The sequence below is a fragment of the Arthrobacter sp. TJ-236 genome (assembly GCF_058269235.1).
On the sequence record NZ_JBZCNI010000002.1, the window covers coordinates 482,118 to 507,666 of the forward strand.

The 25,549-nt window shown below is 64.7% G+C and carries 18 protein-coding genes; 7 read left to right on the forward strand and 11 right to left on the reverse strand.

Annotated features, from left to right (window positions below; translation table 11 throughout):
• Positions 1-99 precede the first annotated feature (99 nt).
• Together AC4D16_RS10965 and AC4D16_RS10970 are read left to right on the forward strand one after the other, a co-directional pair.
• Complete coding sequence (locus AC4D16_RS10965; protein WP_490955011.1) at positions 100-2,754, forward strand: helix-turn-helix transcriptional regulator; 2,655 nt, start codon at positions 100-102, stop codon at positions 2,752-2,754.
• Positions 2,754-5,417, forward strand: coding sequence for a LuxR C-terminal-related transcriptional regulator (locus AC4D16_RS10970; protein ID WP_490955012.1), 2,664 nt, complete (start codon positions 2,754-2,756; stop codon positions 5,415-5,417). Before AC4D16_RS10965 ends, AC4D16_RS10970 begins: the two co-directional genes overlap by 1 nt.
• 492 nt (positions 5,418-5,909) lie before the next feature.
• Here AC4D16_RS10970 and AC4D16_RS10975 read toward each other — a convergent pair whose 3' ends face one another.
• From AC4D16_RS10975 to AC4D16_RS11010, 8 genes are all read right to left on the reverse strand, one after another.
• Positions 5,910-6,434, reverse strand: coding sequence for an LPXTG cell wall anchor domain-containing protein (locus AC4D16_RS10975; protein WP_490950204.1), 525 nt, complete (start codon positions 6,432-6,434; stop codon positions 5,910-5,912).
• Between the two features lie 362 nt (positions 6,435-6,796).
• On the reverse strand, positions 6,797-7,414 hold the full coding sequence (locus AC4D16_RS10980; protein WP_490955013.1) for an LPXTG cell wall anchor domain-containing protein: 618 nt from the start codon (positions 7,412-7,414) through the stop codon (positions 6,797-6,799).
• Between the two features lie 261 nt (positions 7,415-7,675).
• Positions 7,676-9,580: a DUF4012 domain-containing protein gene (locus tag AC4D16_RS10985; RefSeq protein ID WP_490955014.1), complete on the reverse strand. Its 1,905-nt coding sequence runs from the start codon at positions 9,578-9,580 to the stop codon at positions 7,676-7,678.
• A gap of 47 nt (positions 9,581-9,627) precedes the next feature.
• The gene (locus AC4D16_RS10990; protein WP_490955015.1) at positions 9,628-11,109 is read right to left on the reverse strand and encodes a sugar transferase; all 1,482 of its coding nucleotides are present in this window, start codon (positions 11,107-11,109) and stop codon (positions 9,628-9,630) included.
• 14 nt (positions 11,110-11,123) lie between these two features.
• On the reverse strand, positions 11,124-12,638 hold the full coding sequence (locus AC4D16_RS10995; protein ID WP_490955016.1) for a tyrosine-protein kinase domain-containing protein: 1,515 nt from the start codon (positions 12,636-12,638) through the stop codon (positions 11,124-11,126).
• Between the two features lie 101 nt (positions 12,639-12,739).
• Positions 12,740-13,705, reverse strand: a complete 966-nt coding sequence (locus tag AC4D16_RS11000) for a GDP-L-fucose synthase family protein (RefSeq protein WP_490955017.1) — start codon at positions 13,703-13,705, stop codon at positions 12,740-12,742.
• A 1-nt stretch (position 13,706) separates the two neighbouring features.
• Positions 13,707-14,735 (reverse strand): GDP-mannose 4,6-dehydratase, encoded by a 1,029-nt coding sequence (gmd, locus tag AC4D16_RS11005; protein WP_490950198.1) that lies wholly within the window; start codon positions 14,733-14,735, stop codon positions 13,707-13,709.
• Complete coding sequence (locus AC4D16_RS11010; protein WP_490955018.1) at positions 14,728-16,008, reverse strand: glycosyltransferase family 4 protein; 1,281 nt, start codon at positions 16,006-16,008, stop codon at positions 14,728-14,730. Before AC4D16_RS11010 ends, gmd begins: the two co-directional genes overlap by 8 nt.
• 65 nt (positions 16,009-16,073) lie before the next feature.
• Here AC4D16_RS11010 and AC4D16_RS11015 point away from each other — a divergent pair, with 65 nt between their 5' ends.
• From AC4D16_RS11015 to AC4D16_RS11035, 5 genes are all read left to right on the forward strand, one after another.
• Positions 16,074-16,667 carry an LbetaH domain-containing protein gene (locus AC4D16_RS11015; protein WP_490955019.1) on the forward strand — a complete coding sequence of 198 codons (594 nt, stop codon included), beginning with the start codon at positions 16,074-16,076 and terminating at the stop codon, positions 16,665-16,667.
• Between the two features lie 434 nt (positions 16,668-17,101).
• Positions 17,102-18,385 carry a glycosyltransferase gene (locus AC4D16_RS11020; RefSeq protein ID WP_490955020.1) on the forward strand — a complete coding sequence of 428 codons (1,284 nt, stop codon included), beginning with the start codon at positions 17,102-17,104 and terminating at the stop codon, positions 18,383-18,385.
• Complete coding sequence (locus tag AC4D16_RS11025) at positions 18,385-19,479, forward strand: glycosyltransferase family protein (RefSeq protein WP_490955021.1); 1,095 nt, start codon at positions 18,385-18,387, stop codon at positions 19,477-19,479. Before AC4D16_RS11020 ends, AC4D16_RS11025 begins: the two co-directional genes overlap by 1 nt.
• A 400-nt stretch (positions 19,480-19,879) precedes the next feature.
• Positions 19,880-21,010 (forward strand): MATE family efflux transporter, encoded by a 1,131-nt coding sequence (locus AC4D16_RS11030; RefSeq protein WP_490955022.1) that lies wholly within the window; start codon positions 19,880-19,882, stop codon positions 21,008-21,010.
• A gap of 239 nt (positions 21,011-21,249) precedes the next feature.
• Positions 21,250-22,221: a glycosyltransferase gene (locus AC4D16_RS11035; RefSeq protein ID WP_490955023.1), complete on the forward strand. Its 972-nt coding sequence runs from the start codon at positions 21,250-21,252 to the stop codon at positions 22,219-22,221.
• On the opposite strand, the gene AC4D16_RS11040 is transcribed toward AC4D16_RS11035, so the two are convergent.
• From AC4D16_RS11040 to AC4D16_RS11050, 3 genes are all read right to left on the reverse strand, one after another.
• A complete protein-coding gene (locus tag AC4D16_RS11040) occupies positions 22,175-23,179 on the reverse strand; it encodes an O-antigen ligase family protein (protein WP_490955024.1) in 1,005 nt (334 codons plus the stop codon). The two genes, AC4D16_RS11035 and AC4D16_RS11040, sit on opposite strands and share 47 nt — an antisense overlap.
• A gap of 346 nt (positions 23,180-23,525) precedes the next feature.
• On the reverse strand, positions 23,526-24,158 hold the full coding sequence (locus AC4D16_RS11045) for an arsenate reductase/protein-tyrosine-phosphatase family protein (protein ID WP_490955025.1): 633 nt from the start codon (positions 24,156-24,158) through the stop codon (positions 23,526-23,528).
• A 3-nt stretch (positions 24,159-24,161) separates the two neighbouring features.
• Positions 24,162-25,475 carry a UDP-glucose dehydrogenase family protein gene (locus AC4D16_RS11050; RefSeq protein WP_490955026.1) on the reverse strand — a complete coding sequence of 438 codons (1,314 nt, stop codon included), beginning with the start codon at positions 25,473-25,475 and terminating at the stop codon, positions 24,162-24,164.
• Positions 25,476-25,549 lie beyond the last annotated feature (74 nt).

Here is a 25,549-nt window from a genome sequence, read left to right on the forward strand (position 1 = left end):
TACTCGATGTGGTCTCGCAGCACCGTCCGACCCAAGGCACCGTCCGCTCCACCCCCGCCCGCCCCGAGCCTCACTCGGTCGGCGGCGCCGGGTACTCATGTGCCCTTCATCGGTCGGTCCGCTGAGACCGAGGCGATCCTGCGGGCGGTCCGTCACCCCATCGCCGCCGGGGCCGTGGTGGTCGGTGCACCCGGTTCCGGGAAGACCTCCCTCCTCCACCACGTCCAGCGATCCCTGGCGGACAGCTACATCGTCCGCGTGCGCGGATTGCCGTCCGCGGCATCGTTCCCCTACCGTGCGCTGAGCTTCCTGCTCTCGGAGGTGCCCTCGGCGAGCATGCACCCGGCCCTCGTGGTCAACGCCGTCGCCAAGTACCTCCGCGAGGAGGCCGGCGGCCGGCGGATCGTCCTCGCGGTGGACAACGCCGAGCACCTCGACGAGTCGTCCTCCACGCTCATCGGCCAGCTCGTCGCCGGGCGCACGGCGTCCGTCATCCTCACGGTGACGGACTTCGCGCAGGCCGACGCCGCCTTCATGGCGCTCTGGCGCACGTCCGCGCTGCGGCGCATCGAACTTCCCCCGCTGTCCTTCGAGGAGACACGCCTGTTCGTCGAGTCGCGCCTCGCCGGGCCGGCGAGCCGGGAGGTGGTCGACGCCGCCCGGGCCGTCGGCGGCGGGAATCCGCAGGCGGTGCGCGGTGCCATCCAGGCCTACACGCAGCGCGGCCTGATCGCGCGGCGAGGTGCCGCCCACGTGCTGCTCCCGGGCCGGCCCGGTACGAGCCAGGACGTCGTGGCCCATGCGACCGTGCTGCAGACCCTCACCGCAGGGCAGCGCTCCGTCGTGGACCTGCTCGCTCTCGCAGGGCCGCTCTCGTGGGCCGATCTGGCCGAGGGCACCCGGCCGGAGGACGTCGACGTCCTCCAGGACGCCGGCCTGCTCGTCATCGACTCCCTGTCCGAACCCCGCGCCTCCCTCGCGACGCCCGGCCTCGCCGCGGCGGTCGCGGAGGTGGTGGGACGCCGGGAGGCGGCGGACCTCCTGCGCCGGATCGAGCGTGTCCCGGAGTCCGGCGAACGGCTCCACGCCGACCCCGCCCGGCACGTCGAGTGGCTCCTGCACGCCGGTGAGCCCGTGCCCGAGGAGCGTGCCGTGGCCGCGCTCGAGGCACTGAACCGGGACGGCGAGCACGAGCGGGCAGCCCACCTGCTCGAGAGCGTCGGCGTGGGCGCCTCACCGCAGCTCGCCCATCAGGCGCTGGTCGCGGCCCTCGGGCTCGGTCGCATCAGGGAGGCCGCTGAGCACGCAGCGGTGCTCTCCCGCTCCGAGGGTCAGCTGGATGCCGGCGCGTGGACGCTCTACAAGGTGCAGGAGTCCCGTTTGCGCCGTTCCGGCGGGGCACCCGGAGCCGATCCGGCGGAACCGCTCGCGGAGGCCGAGCGCCGCCTGGCCGTCTGGCGGAAGGACGCGCTGGCCGCAGGTGACCTGTCGAGGGCGGCGGAGTTCGCCGCCCTCGATCGGCGCGTGGTCCTCGCCCGTGCCGAGACGGCCTCCTTCCAGGGCAGGTTCCACGACTGCCTGAAACTGCTCGACGAGGTCGGTGTGGACGGCGCCCTGCAGGATCCCGGCGCACCCGCACTGCGTGTTGCGGTGCAAGCCCTCGCGCTCGAGGCGAACATCTTCATGAACCGCCAGTCGGTGGCGGACACACTCGCCGCGTCGCTCGCCGGTGACCTCGCGCGGCCGGGCGTCGATCATCGCACCGCCGATGACGCCCTGGTCCGCGCCGGCATCGCCTACATCGCATCGGGGCGGATCAGCGAGGGAAGTCAGGCGCTCGCGGACTTCGCGGGTTCCTCCTCCCTCTGGGCCTTCCAGCGCGGTTCCCTCGCGGCCCTGGCGGACGCACTGCTGCTGCTCATGCAGGATCACGTGCTCGAGGCGGTCGGTGTGCTGACCCCCGCGGTCGAACAGTTGAGGATCACCGATCCGCACAGCGTGCTGCCGATCGCGGCGTCGGTGCTCTCCTACTGCGCCGCGCTCACCGGGACGGCGGACCACCCGGCGGTCCAGGTGACACCGGCGGATGCCGATCACGGCCCCTGGCTGGTCCATCGCGCCTCCGAACACTACCGACTGCTGGCAATGGCCCGCACGGGAGACCGCGCGGGTGCGGCTCTCGCGCTGCAGGACCATGCCCGCCGCGACCTCGAGCAGGGCGCGGACGCCTGGGCACTGCTGAGCCTCGGAGCGGCGGTCCGCATGGGGCGCCAGGACGCCGTCCCCGCGCTGCGTGACCTGGCGGGAAGGCTCGAGGGTGCCATGGCACGAGCGCTCGAGCTGTACTCGGGGGCCCTCCTGGAGTCCGACGTCGAGAAGCTCGTGGCAGCGATGGACGCGGCTGCACGCATGAACGACCTCAGGCTCGTCGCGGACATCGCGCAATCCGGGATCAACGCCACCACGAGGGTCCAGGACAAGGCGAGCCTCCGGCTGATCCAGCGGCGGCTCCGTGAGCTGACGCCGGAGCCGGCGCCCGCCGAAGCCGCTGCGTCCCACCTGGACCTCCTGACCGCGCGGGAGCGTGAGGTGGCCGTCCTGGCCGCCGCGGGCAGGAGCAACCGGGCCATCGCCGCGCAGATGTTCGTCTCCGTCCGGACGGTCGAGGGCCACCTCTACCAGGTCTACGCCAAGCTGAACGTGAGCAGCAGGGCCGAGTTGGCTGATCTCATCCCCGCGGAGAGCGCGCCCTGATGTTCTCCCCACTCTCCGGCGACATCCCTCTCGTCGGGCGCGGTGCACTGGTGTCGGATCTCTCCGACCTCGTGCACCACGGCGAGGCCTTCGGGGCACTCGTGTACGGGGACACGGGAACCGGCAAGACGGCGCTGGCCCACCACCTGCTCGAGCACCGCCGCAGCAGCGTGGTCCCGTTCCTCGTGACTTCCGCCTCCGCGCTGAGCACCATCTCCTACGGAGCCCTCGGACCGTTCCTGGCCTCCGCCTCGGCCGCGGACATGGCCTCGCCGCTGTCCGTGCTGCGCGCAGTGCTCGCGTTCTTCCGTGCGCAGGCACCGGCCGGCCGCACCGTCCTCGTGATCGTCGACGACGCCCACCTCCTCGACGACGCCAGCAGCCACCTCCTGGCGCAGCTCGTCACATCGAGGACCATCAGCGTGGTGGCGTTCGCGCGTCCTGTCACGCCCGTCTCGGACGAACTCGTCTCCCTCGGCCGCGACGGACTGCTGGAGAGGTACGACGTCAACCCGCTCGGCCACGGGGAGGCCCTCGAGCTCTGCACGCTCATCCTCGGCGGAGCCGTGGTCCGCGGCGCGAGCGACCGCCTGTGCGACGAGGCCTCAGGCAATCCGTTGTTCCTGAAGGCGATCATCGATGAGGCGCTCGCCAACGGCAGCCTGGCGCGCCCCGAGGGTGTCTGGGTGCTGGCGCCGCAGGAACTCAGCATCCCCGTGGCGCTCCGAGACCTCGTCCGCTCCATCCTGCTGGAGCTCGATGCGCAGGAACAGACGGTGCTCGAACTCCTCGCGCTCGGTGGAGCGGTCGCCTTCGCCGACCTCGTCCGGATCGGGACTGAGCGGGCCGTGTCGGCGCTGCTGGGCCGGGGGCTCGTCAGGATCTACCCGCAGGCGACGGCGTACGCCGTGCACGCGCACACCCTGTTCGGCAGGATCATCAGGGCCCAGGTGCCCGTGGGCCGCAGCATCATGCTGCGCGCGGAGCTTGGTGCGGCAAGCTCCACCTCACGGCCGCTTCCCGCCCGGGCACGCATCCGTCACGCGCTCTGGGCGCTCGAGTGCGGCGAGGCGGTGCCGGACCAGGTGCTGCTGGAGCTCGCGGGCCTCGCGCTCAGTCTCCTCGACGGCGTGGCGGCGCTTCGCCTCGCGGACGCCGTCACCGCACAGGACCACCTCGCGGCGCGCCTGCTGCACGCCGTCGCGCTCTTCGAGCTCGAACGCGTGGCGGAGTCCCGGTCCGCGTCCGCGGGCCTGCTGGAGCGTGTCGGGGAGACCGAACTGATCGGCCTCGCTGGGGTACTCGAGTTGAGGCTCGCGCTGGCGACCGGTGGGGGCACCGCGGCGATCGACTCCACCACCGCGCGGTGGGCGGCGGCGCTCGCGGCGCACGACGACGGCCCGGCTGCCCGCGCCGACCTGCTCCGGCGGAGCGTCCAGGCCCTCGGCTGGAACGTCGCCGGACGCTATGGTGAGGCGATCGTGGCGGCACGCGGCATCATCGCGGATGCTCCGTCCGATCCCCGCGTCGAGGTGCTGGCGCAGGCGGCGCTCGCCGAGGCGCTCGGAGCAGTGGGTCGGAGCGCCGAGGGCAGGACCCACGGCGTGCGTGCACTCGAGGTGATCGGGCACCACCCGCAGACCACAGCGGACCTGCATCGGCTCGTGTTCTTCCGGCAGGTGGGTCTGCTCATCCACTCCGGCGATTTCCCCGCGGCTGAGGAGGCACTCAGGACCTACGACCCGGGGGAGGGCCGCGACTACGCCTTCGTCGGGGGGAGCCTCGCCGTGCTGGCCGGAGCACTCGACGTCCGCCGCGGACGATTCCGCAGCGGTCTCGACTCACTGCTCCCCGCGCTCGCCTCCCTGCGGGTCTTCGATCCCGACGGCGTGCTCGCCTATGCGCTGGGCACCACCGGATGGGCCGCTGCCGCGCTCGGGGATGGTGAGCTGTCCGCCCGCTGTTCGGAGGAACTCGCACGGGTGGAGCACCGGGGCCCTCGTCAGTTCGCGCTCCTGGCCCGGGCGTTCGACACCGCCGGACGGGCACTGCTCGCCACGGGTGACGCCGGAGAGACGCTCCTGCTGTTCGCGGCGGAAGCGCGCGACCTCGGATGGTTCAGTTGTGAGAAGGACGTGCTGGAGCTGGCCACCTCGCTGGGCACGGAGCGTTCCGCCGCGTTGCTCGCCGAGGCCACCCGCTCGCTCGAGGGCGCGGAGGCGTCGGTGCTGCACCAGTACGCCACCGCGCTCGTGGAACAGGACGCCGCTGCCATGGCGATGGCGGGCGAGCGCGCTGAAGTGTTCCAGAAGTACCTCCTGGCTGCGGACGCCTGTGCCCGGGCCATGGAGGCCTACGCCGTCGCGGGGGACGCCCGGTCGCAGCGTGCGCTCGCGCCCGTGGTGAGGCGCCGCAGGGCGATGATCGACGGCGGCACCGTCGCGGAGCCGACGCATACAGGTGGAGCGACGCCGCTCACCGCCCGGGAACGGGAGATCGCCCTGCTCGCGGTGCGAGGGCTCACGAACCGTGACATCGCGCGGGCCCTGACGGTGTCCACACGGACCGTGGAGGGTCACCTGTACCGCATCTACGTGAAGCTCGGCATCAGCCGGCGCGAGGAGTTGACGGCCGAGATGGAGCCGTTGCTCAGAGCTACGTAGGGCCCATTCGGTACATAGGTACTTGAAGGAGCCCGCCCGAGTAGTCCCGCGCGCCAATAGGGTCGGGACTACTCGTGATCACCAGTGGCGGGGAGCCTAGAGTTGAAGCTGTCGGACAGGGTTGTGATCCGGGAGCTCGTCACCGCGTCAGTGCGGAATGCTCCGGAACGAACCATGGACGGCCCACGAACTGGGTCGGCGGCGTAGGAGTTCTCTTGAGACCAGGACTTCGTCCCCAGCCGCCGCCGACCCTCAGACTCACCTTATCGGCAGGGTTCCCTCAGCCCTATCACGTAACGGTAACGAAAAGCCCCTCACCACGAGATGAGGGGCTTTTCGTCGTGATTATTCCGTTTATGTCCTGATTATTCCGATTACTCTGCCGCTGACCGTAGGCCCTTGCGCTGAATCCGAACATCGCCGGGCGTCACCACACTGCATGCACAAGGCCCCGGGTGGTGTTCCCGGGGCCTTGTGCATGCCATGTGTGGATCAGGAGGTGGCGGAGCTGCTGCGTCGGCGGGCGACGAACACCGCGGCCGTGCCGAGCGTCAGGGCGCCCACGCCGGCGGCGCCCCACAGGGCGGTGGAGGAGTCGACGCCGGTGGTGGCGAGGCCCGCTCCGGAGCTCGAGACGGCCTGCGTGGTGACCTGACCGGTGACGCTCACCTGGGCGGGGGCAGCGGCGCCGGAACCGGCGCCCACGGCCGTCAGCGTGCACTGACCGGCCGTGGTCATGACGGCGGTGTAGGAGAAGGAACCGTCCGCGCCGGCCACGGTGGTGCCCGAGGTGGTGGACGCGGCCCCGTTCCCCGTAGTGCACGTGGTGGTGACCGTGACGGTTTCACCCGGCGTCATGCCCGAGCCGGTGAGGGTGACGGATCCGCCGGGCGTGGTGGTACCCGTGTCCACGCCGGTCTGGGCCGGGTTCGCGGGGTATTCGAAGGCGGACGCAGCGGTGGCGCCGCTCAGGGCGAGCATGCCCGCGAGGGCCGTAGTGGCCAGAATTCTCTTCATGAAGTTTTCCCAACGTGTAATGGTTCGCGAGAGACCGAAAGTCTTCTAGGCCATTCTTTCCGCGTTGGGAGCGGCTGTGCGGGGCTGAGCATCGAACGGGTATCGGCGCGGGTGAAGACGAGTACGGCGCACACGCTGGGACGTAACTCGGACGGAGTCTGCCGCGCGTACTACGCCCGGAAACACGTGGGGAGAGTTGTGTACTCGCTCGGCAGCGGTCCGGAGGATGCCGGCGTCAGGTACTCGCTCAAGGTCACCACCCTACCCACACGAAGGGGGTTCGAAAGACCGCGTACGGCCCTGAACGCGGAAGCGGACGGACCCGAGGGGCCCGTCCGCTTCCATGCGTGATCGAGGAAGTGCTACGCCTCGGCGCCGCTACGGCGACGGGCTACCACGATGCTGCCGGCACCCAGGCCGAGCGCGCCGATACCGGCTGCGCCCCAGAGGAACATGGCCGAGTCGATACCGGTGTTGGCCAGGCCACCACGGGTGCCAGTCGCGGTTCCGCCGGCGGTTCCGCCGGTGGTGCCGCCCGTTGTTCCGCCGGTCTGTGCTGCTTCGGCGACCGTGACCACCGAGACGACGGTGGTACCGGAGGTGACGCCGCGCGCGGTGAGGGTGTAGGTGCCCTCTTCCTCGAGTGTGACGGGGAAGGAGAAGCTGCCGTCGGCGGCGGCGGTGGTCTCGTAGGTGCCGATGATCTGGTTCAGGACGATCACACCGGTGCGGACGGCGCCGACGCGACCTGCGCCGGCTCCCGCTGCGGCGGGGTCACCAGCGGTGAAGTCCACCGTGATGAGGATTTGCTCACCAGGGGTGAACCCGGTGCCGCTGAACACGACGGTCTCGCCGGCGGTGACGGAGCTGTCGCTCACGGTGCCGGGTACGATCGGGGCGGGGTACTGAGCCTGAGCTGCACCGGCGCCCAGGAATGCGATGGACCCGGCGATGGCCAGGACTGAGACGGTTTTCTGCATAGCTATCTCCCGAAAAAGTGTGTGAGTGACGAAGAGGGAGATCGGCCCGCTTTTCCCCAGCTGAACGAACCCTCGTGGCAACCGGACCGGTGTTAACCAGTACGCCCGGAACGTCTGCGTTCGGCTACCGCTTATGAAAGTAGCAGGGGAATCCGGAAGTGGGTAGCGAGATGGGAGGAACTGCGCTGATGTAACCCATTGTTAACGCATTCGGAGCCGTCTGGCCGGGGGAACGCAGTTTCAGCGCAGGTTATGCGCCAGTTATTCGCACTCGGATTCTTCCGTCATGGGTAGTACCACGTCGGCAACGGGCTGGATGGTGGGCGTCACCGAGAGCACCGGGGTGTCGGCCTGCACCACCCGGGCGAATCGGTACTCGATGGTGGTGCTCGCACCGGGAGCGAGCTGCGTGGTGAGGACGCCGACGGGACGATTGCCGTGCAGGAAGGAGCCCACCGGAACCTCGGCACCGTCCACGGTGGCAGTACCCAGGGAGGACTGCGCCGGGCCGTACCCCACGATGTTGGTGCGGACCTCTCCGGGTAGAATGCCGAACGCGCCCGCACCCGTGACGTAGGCCGGGAGGCTCTCGGCGGCGTCGGCCGGTGCCGTGTTCGTCAAGGTCACCCGCACGGTGTAGTCCTGGTACTCGCCGCTCGCGCACGGCTTCAGCACCTGCACGGTGCGGGTGACGTAGTAGTCCATCTTGGCGCCCGTGCCGTCGTTGAAGTAGACGTCGAACGCGGCCCCGCCCTTCGCGGCTCCCGTGACGGCGCCTCCGAGGCGCGTGCCGCGGATGATGTCCTGCTCGCGGGACTCGTTGGACCACAGGAACAGGCGGTTGTCCTCGCTGCTGCGCGTGAGCGCTTCCACGAGCGCCGTGCTCTCGCCCTGCCCGTCCGCGAGGGCGGAGAAGATCCGCGCGGCCACGCCTGCGAAGTAGGCGTCCTGCAGGCTGGGCTCCTCGATCTGCGCGTAGGTGTCGGAGAGGAGGGTGCGCACCACGTTCTCGGAGGTCAGGGAACTGGGCAGGCCGGCCTGGGCGATCAGCCCCTCGACGGCCGGGTCCTCGAAGGCGCCGAGCTCGATGGGGCCCGTGGCGCCGAGGATGTTCGCGAGGACCACCGGGTCGAGGGCCATCACGCCGTCGATCGCCGTGCCCGGGTTCCGCTCCTCGTACATGCGCTTGGTGGTCTGCGCCACCGTGGGGAAGTCCGGTGTGAGGTTGGCGCTCTGGAAGAACCCGCCCAGGCGGGTCGAGTAGATCTGCTCCTGCTGCGGGTCCACGTCCAGCGGCGGGTCGAAGCGCCCCAGATCGCCCGGGCTGCCCTGACCGATGAGCTCGATCGCGCCGGCGTCGGTCCTGATGAGCGCGAAGGCGCCGGAGATACCGCCGGTGGCCCTGATCTCCGCGCTGTTCTGGATGAGCACCAGGTAGGTCCGGGGGCCTTCGGCGCCCATCATCGGCGGCAGGATCTGCGCGGCCGAGGAGGCGCTGTTGAGAGCGGTCCGTGCCTCGTCCATGGTGACCAGCGCTTCCTCCAGGGGCGTGGCCACCTGCGGGAGGAGCCGGTCGCGGTCGATGTCCGCGAGGCGTTCGTAACTGAGTTGCACTGTGGAGGCGGCGGAGGTCAGCAGGGGCGAGACCTCCTGCAGCGGCGCCACGTCGATCCGGCCGTCAGTGGGCGTGAGGCTGTCCCAGTCGAGCGAGTCGAAGGTGTTGAGCATCGGGGCCACGGCGCGGTTGATGACGTCGTCCGCGGAGACCGTCACCTCGGTGATGGCCGAGAAGTTGGGGCCGATGACGGGGAGGATCGCCGCGGCCTTCCAGAGCGGATCGGTGCCGGCGGTCCGCGCCGTCGCGGTGTGGTTCTGCAGCGTGGCGAGGGTCTCCTGGGCGGCGTCACCGTCACCCGCCTGGAGTTCGGCCTGGAGCCGGGGCAGGACGTCGGCGGTTGCCTGCAGGTTGGTCCGCACCTGATCGGCGCGGTAGGCGAGCCACGCGGTGCACAGCACGCCCACGAGGGCGAGGACCCCCACGGCGAGCGCCAGCCGGGCGAACCGTCGCTTCGTACGGGACCCCGTGCGGCGTTCGCCGCCGTCGTTCCCGAAGTAGTAGGCGCTGCCCTCCGTGAACCGACGGCCCTTGCTGGTCCTGCGTGCCACCCACGTACCCCTGTTGTCTCGCTGATCACCGCGTGTTTCCCAGGCGGTCAGACAGCACCACGCGAGGCGAAGACGGCTCGGAAGGTCTTGAACAGGATGATGACGTCCTGCATGAGCGACCAGTTCTCAACATAGTAGAGGTCCAGCTGTATGGACTCCTCCCAGGAGAGGTTCGACCTGCCGCTGACCTGCCACAACCCGCTCATCCCGGGGCTCACGTAGAGGCGGCGGTGCGCGGCGTCGTCGTACAGTGCCACTTCGCCCGCACGCTGCGGGCGGGGGCCCACGAGGCTCATGCTGCCGCGGAGCACGTTGAACAGCTGCGGCAGTTCGTCGAGGGAGTACTTGCGGAGGTGGCGGCCCACGGGGGTGATGCGGGGGTCGTCGGTGACCTTGAACAGCGGAGTGTCGGAGCGGCCCTGGGCGTCGAGCAGGCCGGCGAGCTGCGCGTCGGCGTCCTGGTTCATGGAGCGGAACTTGAACATGCTGAAGGTGGCGCCGCCCACCCCGATCCGCTCCTGCGTGTAGAGCACGGAACCGGGGCCGGAGGCGCGCACCAGCAGCGCGACCACCAGCAGCACGGGGGAGAAGACCACGATCAGCGCGGCGCTGCCGACGATGTCGAACAGGCGCTTGAGCACCCGCGCGCCGCCGGTGAGGCGCGGCGTCGAGACGTGCACGAGCGGCAAGCCGGCGACCGGCTGGGTGTGGATGCGGGGGCCGGCGACGTCGGTGAGGGCCGGTGCGAGGATCAGGCGCACCTCACGCTCGGCGAGCGCCCAGCCGAGCCGGCGGAGGACGTCGGGGTGCAGGTTGGAGCCGGCTGAGACGGCGATCGAATCGGCGAGGCAGTCCTCGAGCGCCTCGAGGATGGACTCGACGTCCGGCGTGGACCCGATGATCCGCAGATCCCGGTTGGCACGGAGGGCACGGTCCTCGTCGTCGATCACGTAGGCGGCCACGGGAGAGTAGCCGGCCATCGGGTTCTTCCGCAGTGACGTGGCGAGGTGGTCCACGGCGTCCCGTCCGCCCACGAGGAGGATCCGCGAGGTGCTGAGGCCATGCTTGCGTTCGGTGCTGAGGAACTGGCGCGTCATCCAGCGGGCAAGGAGGAGGCCCACGACGCCGGAGGGCAGTGCCAGCCCCACGTACCCGCGCGCGGTGTCGTACTGGAGCGCGTAGGAGAGGATCGCGATGATGCCGAAGAGCCACAGCGAGGCCGAGAAGACCCGCTTGTACTCCTCGGGGCCGGAGCCGAGCACGCGTGGGTTGCGGGTGTCCCAGGCAGAGAGCATCACCCACCAGGTGATGCTGATGGCCGCGGTGATCCAGGCGTAGATGGTGATGGAATCGGCCCGGGTGTCGTCCTGCAACCCGAAGCGGATGAGCAGTGCGCCGGAGGTGGCCCACAGGATCACGAGGGCGTCGATGATCGCGAGCCGCCGCGGGTAGCGCACCATCCAGCTGGTGCCTGGCTGCTGATGGCCGGCCGGACGGTGCTGCACCTCGGCGCCACCCGTCGGTGACATGCGTCCGGGTCCTGTCAGCTCGTGCGGTCGCGGCGAGCCGGCTGTCCACGCCGGAGGCCGAGCACCGCCTCGTCGAAGGCGTCCACGGCCACGGCGCCGCTGCGGCGGGGCGGGGCGTCGTCCTCCGTGGTGTGCAGGCGGTTGTCCCCGGAGCCGGCATGCAGCTCCGGCTCCTTCACGGAGTCGTAGGAGTAGTACGTGTAGGAGTAGGCGTCCGGGCCCTTGGACGGCAGCAGGTTGATCACCACGCCGAGGAGATCGGCGTCCACCATCTCGAGGTTGCCGAGGGACTTCTGGAGGTCCGGCAGCTTAACCTTGGAGGAACCGATGACCAGCACCACGCCACCGACCTGCTGCGAGAGGACGGCGGCATCGGTGACCGGGAGCAGGGGAGGGGCGTCGATGATCACGGCGTCGAACTTGTTCTCGAGGCGCGTGATGAGCTGCTTCATGGCATCAGAGCCCAGCAGTTCGCTCGGGTTCGGGGGGATCTGCCCGGCCGTCAGGACGTACAGCTCGTCCGTGCCCCAGGGCTGGAGCAGGTCCTCGACGTCGGCACGGCCGATCAGCGCGGTGGTGAGGCCGGCGTTGCGCTCGAGCCCGAGGTACTCGTCCACGCGGGGGCGGCGGAGGTCGGCATCCACGAGCACCACGGACTGGCCACCCTGGGCTATCGCGATGGCAAGGTTCGTGGCCGTGGTGCTCTTGCCCTCACCGGGGAGCGACGACGTGACGAGCACGGCTTTCGACTTGTGGCTCACGTGGGCGAACTGCAGGTTGGTGCGGATCTGCCGGAAGGACTCGGCGCGGGGGCTCTGCCCCGGCACCTGGGTGAGCAGTGGCTTCTTGGTGGCGTCGACGTCGAACGTGATGCCGCCGAGCACGGGCGCTTCGCTGATGCGGCGAAGATCAGACTCGCCACGCACGCGGGTGTCCAGGGTGGTGCGGAGCACGGCGGCGCCGACTCCGAGGGCGAGGCCCACGAGGAGCCCGAGTGCCAGGTTCAGCCTCGTGTTCGGAGCCGAGGGGTCCGAGGGTGCGGAGGCAGGGGTGATCACGGTGAGGTTGACGGGGGATCCGCCACCCTCCTCCGTGCTCTCCAGTCCGTCCACGGACTGCACGAGGCTGTCCGCCGTCGCCTGGGCTATCGCAGCGGCCTGGACCGGGGAGGTGTCATCGACGGAGATGGTGATGATCACGGTGTTGAGGTCTGCGGTGGCGGTCACCTGCGACGCCAGATCGCGCGGCGTCAGATCGAGACCGAGGGCGTCCACCACTGGTTGCAGGACGATCGGCTCGGTGACCGTCTCCACGTAGGACTGCACGCGGGCCTGGGTGAAGGTGTTGCCCTGCTGGAGCTCCTGCACGCTGCCCGAATTCTGCGTGGCCACGAACAGTTTGGTCTGCGCGGTGTACGTGGGGCGCACAGCGAAGGATGCGACCGCTCCCACGAGCAGGCCCACGAGGGCACAGACGGTGATCAGCAGCCAGTTACGCCGCAGAATCCGAAGGTAGTCGCTGAGCTCCACAGGAGACCTCTCTGAATGCTTTGCTGGGCTGTGCCCATGAGACCGCTAGCAAGGGAGTCAGCTCCTGCCGCTCCTGGTGTACCCGAGGGTTCGAGCAGAGTCTAGCCGCGCAGTGCGGCGCGGTGTGTCCGGTACCACTCCACCGTGTGGCGGATGCCGTCCTCAAGGCTGATCGACGCCGTCCACCCCGCGTCGGCGAGCTTGGACACGTCCAGCAGCTTCTGGGGTGTGCCGTCCGGCTTGGTGGTGTCCCATTCCATGACGCCCTGATACCCGACGGCGCCGGCCACGAGGCCCGCGAGCTCCTTGATGGTCACGTCACTGCCGGTGCCCACGTTGACCTGCTCGGGTCCGTCGTAGTGCTCCATCAGGTGGAGGCAGGCGGCCGCCATGTCGTCCACGTGCAGGAATTCGCGGCGCGGTGAGCCGGTGCCCCAGTTGGTCACGGTCCCCACGCCGTCACGCACCGCCTCGTCGTAGCGGCGGATGAGCGCGGGCAGCACATGGGAGCCCTCCGGCGAGAAGTTGTCTCCGGGCCCATAGAGGTTGGTGGGCATCGCCGAGATCCAGGGGAGTCCGTACTGCCGGCGGACGGCCTGGATGTGCATGATGCCCGCGATCTTCGCGATCGCGTAGGCGTCGTTGGTCGGCTCCAGGTGCCCGGTGAGCAGGGAGTCCTCGCGGATGGGCTGCTCGGCGAGCTTCGGGTAGATGCAGGAGGAGCCGAGGAAGAGCACACGCTCCACCCCGTACTCGCGCGCGGCGTCGAGCACGTTGACCTGGATCTGCAGGTTCTCCGTGAGGAAATCCACCGGGTAGGTGTTGTTCGCCATGATGCCGCCCACCTTCGCAGCGGCGAGTACCAGGTACCGGGGCCGCACGGCGCCGATGTAGGCGAACACGGCTTCGCGGTTCTTGAGGTCCAGCTCGGTGGAGGACTGACCGTGGAGGTTCGTGAATCCCTCGGCCTCGAGCGTGCGCCAGATCGCGGAGCCCACGAGGCCGCGGTGGCCCGCTACGTAGAACGCGGCGTCGCGATCGAGGACGCCGGGCGTGAAGTCGGTCATCTCAGGCCTTCCAGCAGTCGAGATCCACGGTGTCGATCCACTGGCGGCCCGCGTGCTTCAGGGCTTCGATGTCGGCGTCGACCATGAGGCGTGCGAGGTCCGGCGTGTGGATGGTGGCCTTCCAGCCGAGCTTCGCCGCCGCCTTCGAGGCGTCACCCACCAGGGCATCCACCTCGGTGGGGCGGAGGTACCGCTCGTCGAACTTGACGTGCTCCTCCCAGTTGAGGCCGGCGTGCTCGAAGGAGATCTGCAGGAAGTCCCGCACCGTGTAGTTGCCACCGGTTGCCAGCACGAAGTCATCGGGCTCGTCGGCCTGCAGCATGCGCCACATGCCCTCCACGTACTCGGCCGCATAGCCCCAGTCACGCACGGCGTCCAGGTTGCCCATGTACAGGTGCTGCTGCTGGCCGGCCTTGATAGCAGCCACGGCGCGCGTGATCTTGCGGGTCACGAAGGTCTCGCCGCGGCGGGGTGATTCGTGATTGAACAGGATGCCGTTCACCGCGTACATGCCGTAGGCCTCGCGGTAGTTCTTCGTGATCCAGTAGCTGTAGACCTTCGCGGCGCCGTAGGGGGAACGTGGGTAGAACGGGGTGTCCTCGTTCTGCGGCGGGGGAGTGGCGCCGAACATCTCGGACGAGGATGCCTGGTAGAACTTCGTCTCGATGCCGGCCAGCCGGACAGCCTCCAGGAGACGGACGGTGCCCATGCCCGTGGTGTCCGCAGTGTGCTCGGGCTCGTCGAAGGACACCCGCACATGGGACTGCGCGGCGAGGTTGTAGACCTCATCGGGGCGGATGTCCGCGAGCAGCGTGACGAGGCGGGAGCCGTCGCTGAGGTCGCCGTAGTGAAGGAACAGTTTCGCGGTGGGGTCGTGCGGGTCCACGTACAGGTGGTCCACCCGCGAGGTGTTGAAGGTGGACGCCCGGCGGATCAGACCGTGGACCTCGTAGCCCTTCCGCAGCAGCAGTTCGGCGAGGTAGGAGCCGTCCTGGCCCGTGATGCCGGTGATGAGAGCGCGCTTAGGCATGATGTTCCCCAGAGTGATGGGCCGTGCGATCCGGGCGAGAACCGGCGGCGAGGTGCGTGAGGTACCGAGCATAGTGGGCTACTGCCGCGTCTTCCGACAGTGTCGTCACCATGAAGTGGCGCCCATTCTCGGACAGACGTTGTCGCAGAGCGGGATCAGCAGCGAGTAGTTCGGCTCCGTCGAGGAGCGCTGCGGGGCGTCCTGCATCGACGCGGAGCCCCGCCTCGGCAGTGGTGACCTCCTCTGCGGTGACGCTTCCGCTGTCCGTCGCCGCGAGAACGGGCACACCCGAGCTGAAGTACGACGTCAGTTTGCTGGGAACGGACATCTCCTTCACGCCAGGAAGCTCATTGACGAGCAGCACGTCCGCTGCTGCCAGCGCTTCCTGGAACCGGGTGCCCGGAAGCGAGTCAACGAACTCAATCCGCCGAATGCCCGCTGCCAGCTCCTCGAGCCGCTGCCGCTGATTACCGTCGCCGAGGAGGATGAAGCGCACTTCGCTGCCTCGAGCATCAGCCAGCCGGGCAGCCTCCACCACGTTGTCGAGGCCCTGTTTAGCTCCCATGTTGCCGGCGTGGACCACCACGATGTCCTTCGGCTGCCACCCGAACGAGCTTCGGGAAGCGGTGCGATCCTCGAGGTGGAACGGCTTGAGGTGGGTCCAGTTCCGAATGACCTCGACGCGGCTCGGGTCCACCCCCAACCGCGAGGTGACATAGCTCAGGAAGCGGTCGTGGATGACGACGACGCCGTCCGCCGACCGGAGGATCCGTGATTCGATCCAGGTCATGAGCTTGGCACCCGTGGATCCGGAGGCACCCGTCTCCGTCATGCCGAGGCTGTAGAGATCCTGCACCCAAATGACGATGGGGGCTTTCTGGCGAAGCAAACGAGCCCGCAGGAGCGCGATTCCGGTGGAGAAGAGCGCCGGGCTGACGAGCACGACGGCGCTGGGTGACCCCCAGTTGGTGGTGGCTACACGGAGGCCGAACGAAACCTCCATCCAGAGGCGGGCCAGGCCGCGTGGCTTGGAGGGGACGAAATGGTTCAGGCGGGTGACGGGGACACCGTCGATGGTCTCGGTCGAACGCCAGCCACCGTAACCCTCGCGCCGCTTCCACTCCGGATAATGGGGCATGCCGGTGAGCACCGCGGGCAGGCCACCTCTGCTAAGCAGCCCCTCGGCAAGTCCAGTGGTGTAGGGCGCGTTGCCGGTCTTCTCCGGCGAATAATGAAGACCGGCAATCGTCACGTGCACTGGGGATGAAGTCACGGGTGCCACACTAGGCGAGACGTCGAAGCAGCAGCCGAAACGACTTCACCCTCATGGAGGTCTCAATGAACATATCCATCAACGAGGAAGCACGGCAGGAGATGGCTCGCGTGATCAACCTCGCCCACGCGCCGGGTGAACGGCAGGCTTGGGGAAAATCGCCGATCGTTGTCTACGCCTGGTCGGCAGTGGAGCTCCTTATCATCTACAACCCGTGGCAGATCAGCTCTCGATTGAGAGTTGCAGCTCTCCGGGCGTTCGGCGCCAAAATGGGAGAAAGCGTGCTGATCCGACCGAGGACTCGCTTCAAGCTGCCCTGGAAGCTCTCCATCGGCGACCGATCGTGGATCGGCGAGGGTGCTTGGATTCATAATCAAGATCAGGTTTCGATCGGATCCGACGTCGTGATCTCGCAGGAAGTGTTTATCACCACGGGGAGTCACGCTCTATCGGCAGACATGGCTCTAATCACGCGGCCCGTCGTTATCGCTGACGGCGCTTGGATTGCGACGCGTGCCATGGTCCTTGGCGGTTCGACGGTTGGCAGATCGTCTGTTGTTTCGCCGAACACCGTCGTACCGCCGAACATGACGGTTGCCGAGAATTCTGTACTTGGGCTTCGTACGCCTGAGGTGACCCGCAAGCGCTTCACAGCATGATGCGTGTGTCTGGCACGCAGCCTGCGTTGGAGAGCGGGATGATCGACAATGTCGTCTTCCATCTGGCAGTCCTTCCGAAGTACAGGACCGAATGCGTCCGTCTACTTCGCGCTCATTACGGAGATCGCCTCCAACTATTCGTGAGCGAAGCTCACCTCGACCAAACCGTTCGAAGTGGTCTGCCGCCGCAGTGGGCGAGGTCTGTTGCGATGGTGCGGGTGAAGGGTGTATTCGTGCAGGTCGGAGGGCTGGGCGCCTCGCTCAGCGCGGGTCGGCTAGTGGTTGATCTCAATCCTCGCAGTCTGAGCGCTTGGGCTCTATTAGCGGTCCGGAGGGCGACGGGTAAGCCGACTCTTGTGTGGGGTCATATCCATCCACAGGCTGGAGGTAGGTCGAGGACAGCCGCACTTCGCCGATTGATGCGTCGATTAGCGATGGGAACGATCTCCTACACGTATGAGGACCGTGAAAAAGCCCTCATTGATCTTCCGGCGCAGCCAGTTTTCGTTGCACCCAACGCGATATACCGACGCGATGACATCGAAAGCCTTTCATCTGGTGAAGTTAGTCGACGAAGTGGCTTCATATACGTAGGTCGCCTTGAGGTATCGAAGAAGCCCTACCTGATGCTGCATGCACTCGCCGAGATGATTCGACGGGAGGTAGATGTTGAACTGGCAATCGTAGGAAGTGGTTCTTTGAAAGAACCACTGAGGGCGATGAGTCGCGAGCTAGGCATATCTGAGCGGGTGCGGTTTCACGGATGGATCGATGACGTCGAGGAGTTGCAGGCGTTATACAGCGAATCCTTCGCATCGGTGTCGCCGGGGTTTGCAGGCCTCGGTTTAACGCAGAGTTTAGGCTTTGGAGTGCCTATGGTGATTGCAGACAATGAACCACATTCACCAGAGATCGAGCTGAAGAATACCGGTGGGGTAGTTTTTTTCACCTCAGACGACGCAGCGTCGATGGCAGATGCTCTACTCTCTTTGTATAACATGCGAAGCCAGCTGCCTCTGAATCATTTGGTCGAACATGTTAAGCGTTTCTATTCCGCAGAGGCCATGGCTGAAGGGTTGATTGAGGGGCTCGACTATTTGTGCACGAGGACGACGATGACATCGAATGAAGTTATGCGTACCCGGTTACCGAAGCCAATCGCGCGTTTGGGCCGCTCGGTGTTGCGGCAATTAGCAGTTCACGGTTCGGTGAGTTACGGGCGCCATCTCCGAGTTGGGATGCGAACGCGCGTGGGGTCTGCCCACGGACTCGTCATCGGTGACGAAGTATCAATTGGGCCCGACTCCGTGATTCAAGTTAATGGGACGATTGGAAGTTGGACTGTGATCGGAATGAATGTACAAATCGTTGGCAAACATGATCACGCTACTGATAAAGTTGGCACGCCCATCATTTATTCGACTTGGATCGGCGATCGCGAACCGACAGCCGCCGACGCCGTCAGAATCGGGAGGGACGTGTGGATCGGCGCCTCGGCGGTAATCCTTAGTGGCGTGCACATCGGAGACGGTGCGATTGTCGCGGCCGGGGCTGTCGTAACGAAGGACGTTGAAGCACTGACGATTGTCGGAGGAAACCCTGCGACCATGATTCGTAGGCGGTTCACGAATCAAGAACTTGAACTCCGACACACACAACTACTCGATGCCAGGACTGCGACGCATGACCCCGACAAACCACTTCATGGAGAATCATAATGGCCACCCTGACGGGTGTCTCGGCCAATTCGACTTTAATCGCTCAGCGATTGTTCTCCGGTCATCGGTTGATGTATGTGAAGATTCTCGCTCAAGCAGGGCTGATAGAGGGTGGTCAAGTATCAATCGCTTTGACTGCGCCAGCTCTTTTATCGGAGGAGTTCATTCTGCACTTGGCTCCTATTCGAGAATCGGTGCGAATTATCGTTCAAGACGAGTTCAGCTTGGCAAGCCTCGAGAAACTAGCCGCCAAATTGGGTGCTGACCAAACGCTAGTACCCGAAGGAGATTCATTCCGGTCAATTGCAGCGCTACGAGGATGGCGAGTCGGGTATTTGGCTCTTCTGATCATGCGACCGGCCAGTCAGAAAGGTGCGCTTAGGCACCTTCCTATGCTAAGAACATTTGCCAAAAGATTCACGATCCTGCTTGCTCGTCGCCGGAAACGAATCCGGGTGTTCACTTTAGTGAGTCATTCTGTCGGTTTCGTTCGCCGATGGCAAATTCGTGATCCGATCGTCATCAGTGGTTCGTCAGAGGAACACGCCGCAGTTGCGGAAAAGTTTGGTTTAGATGACGGCCGAAACTGGTTCGGGGTGGTTGGGGCAATCAGCGCACGAAAGAATCCACTCATGGTCCTTTCTGCCGCGCAGACAGTTCTCGGTGAGAATGACGCTTTTCTACTTGCCGGGAAGATCGACAGCACAGTTGACGATGATCAGCTCAGACAGTGCATAGAGCGGCTTACCGCGCAGAACGTACGCGTGCTCGTGCTTGACCGCCTGCTGGATGACGTAGAAATGGATGCATTCATCGCAGGCCTGCGCTGTGTGGTTCTTGCGCATTCAAATGAAGGTTCTAGTGGGATTTTAGGGAAAGCCTCTGTTCTCGGAACATACATTCTTGCTGCCGGGGCTAGTTCTTTACGAAAAGATACTTCTTCTGTTCCGGGTGCTCAGTGGGTTCGTCTCAATGAACAATCCATAGCCGAAGGACTACGTATGATGAAGACACGTGAGGCGCCGCCCTTGGCTCTGGTTAGGCCGCTCGGTGACGGCTTGACGAAGATGTTGAGCAATGAGCCTCGCGTTTAGCTACTGACTCGCTACCGGCTCGATCTTCACGCACTGGAGGTGTTCCAGATGCTGTATCCGCTCGGTTTCTATCCCTCCGTAAATGATTCCTAGATTTAGGTCAAGATGCGTGAAAAATTGAACACTTTTGGAATCAAATCCTCAGACTTGAAGTTAGCGCGCAGCCCCGGCTCTTGGTCGGAGGGGTCGAACGGGGACCTTACGCTGAAGGGCTTTCTTGTAGCTCATCGATTTACCCTAAAGGAACTGGTGGGAAAGTTCTTCCTTGTGGGTAGTTGCCAGTGAGCATAGCGGAGCTGATTATGCTCGAATCAATCATGAAAGCCGTACCTTGAAAGACGCTAGCCTCGCTCGACAGGGTTTAGCTCTCGCGTTGGCCAATATACTCGGGCAAGTCCTGGTGGCCGCACTTTATGTCGTAACCGCTCGGACTTCGGTGCCTTCCGAATTCGGTATCGCGACTGTGACCATTGCTCTAGCTATCGCTGGTGCGGGTATCGGTGATTTCGGTAGTAATACGATGTGGGTACGGGGGCTCGCTTCGAACAGAATGACGCTCGCCGAGGTCCGTATGAGAAGTCAGATGAAAATCTTCCTGATCACAAGCGCCAGCGCGTTGTGGTCATCTACTCTGATACTGGCAGATTCCCCGAAGCCACTCTGGGCAGCAGGATTGCTTGCATGCGCTCTCGCTGCATCCCAAGCGTTCCAGGTCCCTCTCAGGGCTCTCAAGCGTGGAACCCTCGTCGCCTGCATCGCTCTCGTGGATCGGCTCGTCGCGCTTATCGTCTTCGGCTCCCTTTTCGCCTTGGAGATTGGCTCCGTCAATTGTCTACTGGCATCCCTAATCGCCGGGTCTATAACAAGTGCATGTTTAGCTTGGTGTTTGACGAGCCGCGGCGGACGGACGCAAGGGGTCTGGCCGCACCGAGCTAAACCCTGGAAGCGGGCTGGTGGTTTCGGTCTGGCGTCACTTGCGGTTTCGGCTCAGAGCCTGGACCTACCAATCATGGGTGCGGTTGGGGGACCGGCCACCGCGGCCGTGTACGGAGCGGTAAGCCGCTGGACACAGCCGTTAGGACTCTTTGCAACCGCCTTCTCGGTCGCTGCTGTTCCCTTCATCGCTCAGCAGAGCGATCTTCGTGGAGCATTTGGCGCCGTCCGGAAGAGTCTCGTGCTCCTAATGATCGGCATCGCTGGTTGCTTTTTCGTGATTTCATTTGCCGACCAGATCGTAGCTATGCTGCTGGGTGAAACATATGACCAGGCGGGTAGTGTGCTCCGGATTCTGGCCATTGCGTCGATCGCTGGAATATTGAATCAACCAATTTCTACCTCGCTGCAGGCGCTTCATCACGAGCGAACTGTTGCTAAGGTCATTATCTTCTCCGTGCTACTTCAGCTTACTTCCGTCGCGATTCTCGTTCCTTTCCTTGGAGCTTCTGGAGGTGCAATTGCGCTGATAGTCGGCCAGTCTAGTATTTTAATATTATTAGTCTCTTTTATATTTACCATACGGAAAAGGTCGTAGATATGACTAAATTCAACCGAGGCGTTTCTCGATGAAAGACCACAAGATTTTACAAGTTTTGCTCAGTGATCGAATCGGTGGTGCGGAAACGCTTGCTGCGTCACTTCAGGGTCAATGGTCGCGAAATTTTGTATGTACAACTACCTATCTTGACACTCAATCTGGATCGCGCGGAGCGATAAGCCGAGTTCTAAGACTGCGGCGAAGTATTCGCGATTTTAATCCTACCGTAATTGTCNGTGTCACTTCAGGGTCAATGGTCGCGAAATTTTGTATGTACAACTACCTATCTTGACACTCAATCTGGATCGCGCGGAGCGATAAGCCGAGTTCTAAGACTGCGGCGAAGTATTCGCGATTTTAATCCTACCGTAATTGTCGCGCATACTGCTCTACCGATCATTTATTCTCGCTTCGCGGCTCCTTTATCTGTGCCAATCGTTGACGTAATTCATAGTAGTGGTGACGACTACGCGCCGGTGCCTTTAAGGGTAGTCGAACTCTTATCGAGCCGACGAAGCGTCGTTGGAGTGGCTGTTAGCGAAGTTGCGGCTCGGATGTATTCTCGGCGTTTCGAGCGTCGGCCGCTTAGGATCATTGAAAACGGGGTGCAACGTCCACTGAGTTCACTTACTGACCAGCCAGTGGAACGTGTCGCCCAGCCGAGAAGAGTCGTTACAGTCGCGAGGGTTGCGATGGAGAAGCGACCGCAATTTTGGGCGGAAGTCGCTGCCTTGTGTCGCGGCTCAAATGTTGTTTTCGAGTGGTACGGACCCTGGGATCACGACCAAGTCGCAGCCGCTTTCGTTCGTGACCACATCGCGTCACAGGCCCCCGGTGAGTTTCGAGGTGCAACCAACAATGTCGGATTTATATTATCAACGACTGATGTTCTTTTTCACCCGTCTAATCGGGAAGCTCAAGGTGTTGCCCTGATAGAGGCGATTCTGAGTGGTGTTCCCATAGTCTGCTCGTCAAATATTGCTGACGCTATAGGTCAGGAGTTGATTTCTGGATCATTTAGTGAAAACTCAGAACCCAGCGAGGCTGCTGGAGTTCTTATGCAAGTGCTAGGGCAACTTGATAGTGTCCGCCTGGAATCTCAGAGCCGGGCACGTCGGGCGGAGATATCGTTCGGAATCAGCGCATGCGCGGAGAAATACGTTAATCTATTCGACGAAGTTGATTTGAGGGTCGCCGGCCGGGCTTAGCACTAGCGGCTGGCCTGTCGGCACGGGGTTGCGCATCTATCCGACTGCTCCAGTCTTTATTTAGGCGGATGCCGAGAATCAAAAATAGAAGGCATAAGGACAACGCGAAACCCTTGTCCTCCGTTGGAGCTCCAAATGGCAGGATCAAGATCCATAAGAAAACCATTGCCCGAGCGACCGTGCGCTCATTGCTGAACCCGGATGATACTTTGCTAGATCCGTGGAATGATCGGGCCATCAGAAAGATGCTGACGACGATTAGTGTGGTGCCAATAATCCCGAACTTCGCAAGGTACAGTGCTGGGGTGTCGAGTTGAAAATCTGCATCTGCACGATTCGGATTAGGGTTGGGGAAAGCGTGTCCGAGTCCGACGCCAAACAGGGGACTCTCACGAAACTCGTCGAGGGCATATCCGTAAGCCCTGGCTCGGATGACACCAGAAGCGTCTGCGTTAACGCCGTCTGTGAATGTTCGGGACAAAGCACCGAGGCGTGCTTCCAAGAAGTCAGCGGAAGCAAGCTGCGCTGACATGAGCGGGAGAGCCACCCACGATACTAGAGCAATTGCCGCCACGCCGAGCAGCGCGATAATGGGTGGTACCCGGTTCTTAGACTTAGCGCCGAGAGTAGCGGCTAGCGCAAGGATGGCCACGAGGCCCGTGCGTGCGCCCGTTACGAGGATGGAGGCGATCCCGAAAATGCTCAACGTGAGCCAAGCAACTCTAAGCCGCCCGCTCAGAGCCCTTACAAAGCCATAAATCACGCCGAGTGCCGCCAGCGCCATAGATGACAGTATCAAGCGGTCAATCCCTAATGTACTTACACCTCGTGCCGCGAGCCAGTACACCGCGAATCCTGCGGCGGCAAGCGCGGTGAGGGCAGTAAGTACACGGCGGCCGGTCCGTTCGGACATGTCGAGTGCGGCGTCGAGACCTACGACCGGCGCGACAACGATCATTACGTATGTCAGAGCGTCCCGCGCGACTCGTTGGAGACTCTCACCAGCGAGAAGGGAGGTTGTGCAACTAAGCACGATTACCAGAAGCAGAAGTGCGCTACCAAAAAATGCGCTGCGATAAGCTCCGAGCCAGCGCGGAGAATCAGATCGAGATAGTCGGACTACGCCGAGGGTAGCACAAACGATAAGTACTCCGAGATATGCGAGTTTACTTGTGCTCAAGCCTTGATTTGATTGGAGAACGAGCATGGCTCCGAGGACGAAAGCTATTAATCGGATGGAGCTTGAACGCAACAGCGCAACCAAGAGCAGTGCCCCTGCGAGCATGAGGAAGGGATTCAAGTCGTCATTCCTCAGGTTGTACGGATGCGGCCAAGTCAGGCCCGAGACTGTCAGAAAGGACCGAGAAGCGAATCCGGAGTAGCGCATCTGCAAGGGTTTGCATGCTCTCTACATAAACCTCGGATTCCCGTTTGTAAGGGTCCACGACGTCGTCGTCCTCAGGTGGACCCGCGTGGGCCGAGCGGGCCCGAAGAGCCTTTGGGATCGCCGCACGCCAGCGGTCCGCTCCCTGAAGTGACTCGTCGAGTGTCAGACCGGGGAGCAGCCGCGCGAACTCGCGCAGAGCGAAGGTCCTCCGCAGCATCGTCGGTGACATCTCGACCACTCGGCTCCTGTGCTCCCGCGTGAGGGCCAGTACGAGGTCCTGGCCCTCGAGGATGCGCGGGGTGAGCTGCCGCGCGGAGAAGTTGTCGGCGTCGCCGCCGAGGTCACGGATGTAGCCGGCCGCCCGCGCGTCGATCCGGTTGCCGACGAGCGCCCCTGTGCCGGCGCTGCGCACCTCGAACTGCCCGGGGAAGCGTTCGTCGAGCCCCACCTGCAGTAGGCGTTCGGCCATGGGGGACCGGCAGATGTTGCCGGTACAGACGGTGAGAATCCGGAAAGGTGTTTGTGACGCCCCAGCGTCATGCACAGTCATGGTCTATGGTCTGCCGATCCCCTTGTAGGTCCAGCCGGCGGCACGCCAGGCTTTCGGATCCAGGACGTTACGGCCGTCGAGGATGTTCTTGGTCCGCACCGCCTTTGCCGCAACCTCCGGAAGGAGTTCGCGATACTCCTTCCACTCGGTCAGGAGGAGTAGTGCGTCCGCCTTCTGCATGGCCTGCTCGAGGTCCGCCTCGTAGGCGAGTTCCGGGAAGCGGTGCCTGGCGCCGTCGATCGCTTCGGGGTCCGTCACCGTCACGTCGGCGCCCTGGAGCTGCAGCTGAGCGGCGATGCTGAGGGCGGGGGAGTCGCGGACGTCGTCGCTGTTGGGTTTGAACGCCGCGCCGAGCACGGTGATGCGCTTTCCCAGCAGCGAGCCGCCCACCAGCGTGCGGGTCAGCTCGACCACGCGGATGCGGCGGCGGACGTTGATGTCGTCCACCTCGCGGAGGAAGGTCAGCGCCTGGTCAGCGCCGAGCTCGCCTGCGCGGGCCATGAACGCGCGGATGTCCTTGGGAAGGCAGCCGCCGCCGAAGCCCACACCGGCGTTGAGGAACTTCCGGCCGATTCGCTCGTCCATGCCGATGGCGTCCGCCAGCAGCGTGACGTCCGCGCCGGTCACCTCGCACACCTCCGCCATCGCGTTGATGAAGGAGATCTTCGTGGCGAGGAACGAGTTGGCTGCCGCCTTCACGAGCTCCGCGGTGGCGTAGTCCGAGCAGAGGCGGTGCGTGCCCAGCGAGAGGGGTGTGGCGTAGACGGCGTCGAGCAGTTCGGTGGCGCGCGCGCCCGCATCGCCTGCGGGGATGCCGTACACGAAGCGATCCGGCGCCAGGGTGTCCTTCACGGCGAAGCCCTCGCGGAGGAACTCCGGGTTCCAGGCCAGCATGGCGTCGGGGTGCCGCTCGGCGAGGTCGTCGGCCAGCCGTGCGGCGGTGCCCACCGGCACGGTGGACTTGCCCACCACGAGGTTGCCGGGCTCGAGGGAATCGAGCAGGGACATGAACGCGCCGTCCACGTACCGCATGTCCGCCGCGTACTCGCCCTTGCGCTGCGGCGTGCCCACACAGAGGAAGTGCACCTCGGCGCCCCGAGCATCCGCCATGTCGGAGCTGAAGGTCAGGCGTCCCGTTGCCAGGACCTCCTGCAGCAGCTCTGGCAGTCCGGGCTCGAAGAAGGGCGCGCGTCCCGCCTGCAGTTCACTGATCTTCCGCGCATCGACGTCGATCCCCACCACGTCGTGTCCGAGCTTCGCCATGCATGCCGCGTGCACTGCTCCCAGATAGCCGCAACCGATCACGGAAATGCGCATGTAGACGTGTCCTTGTACGAGGAATGGGACCACGCCGATTGTAGCGGCGCGCCCGGTCCCGTCAGCGTCAGGTG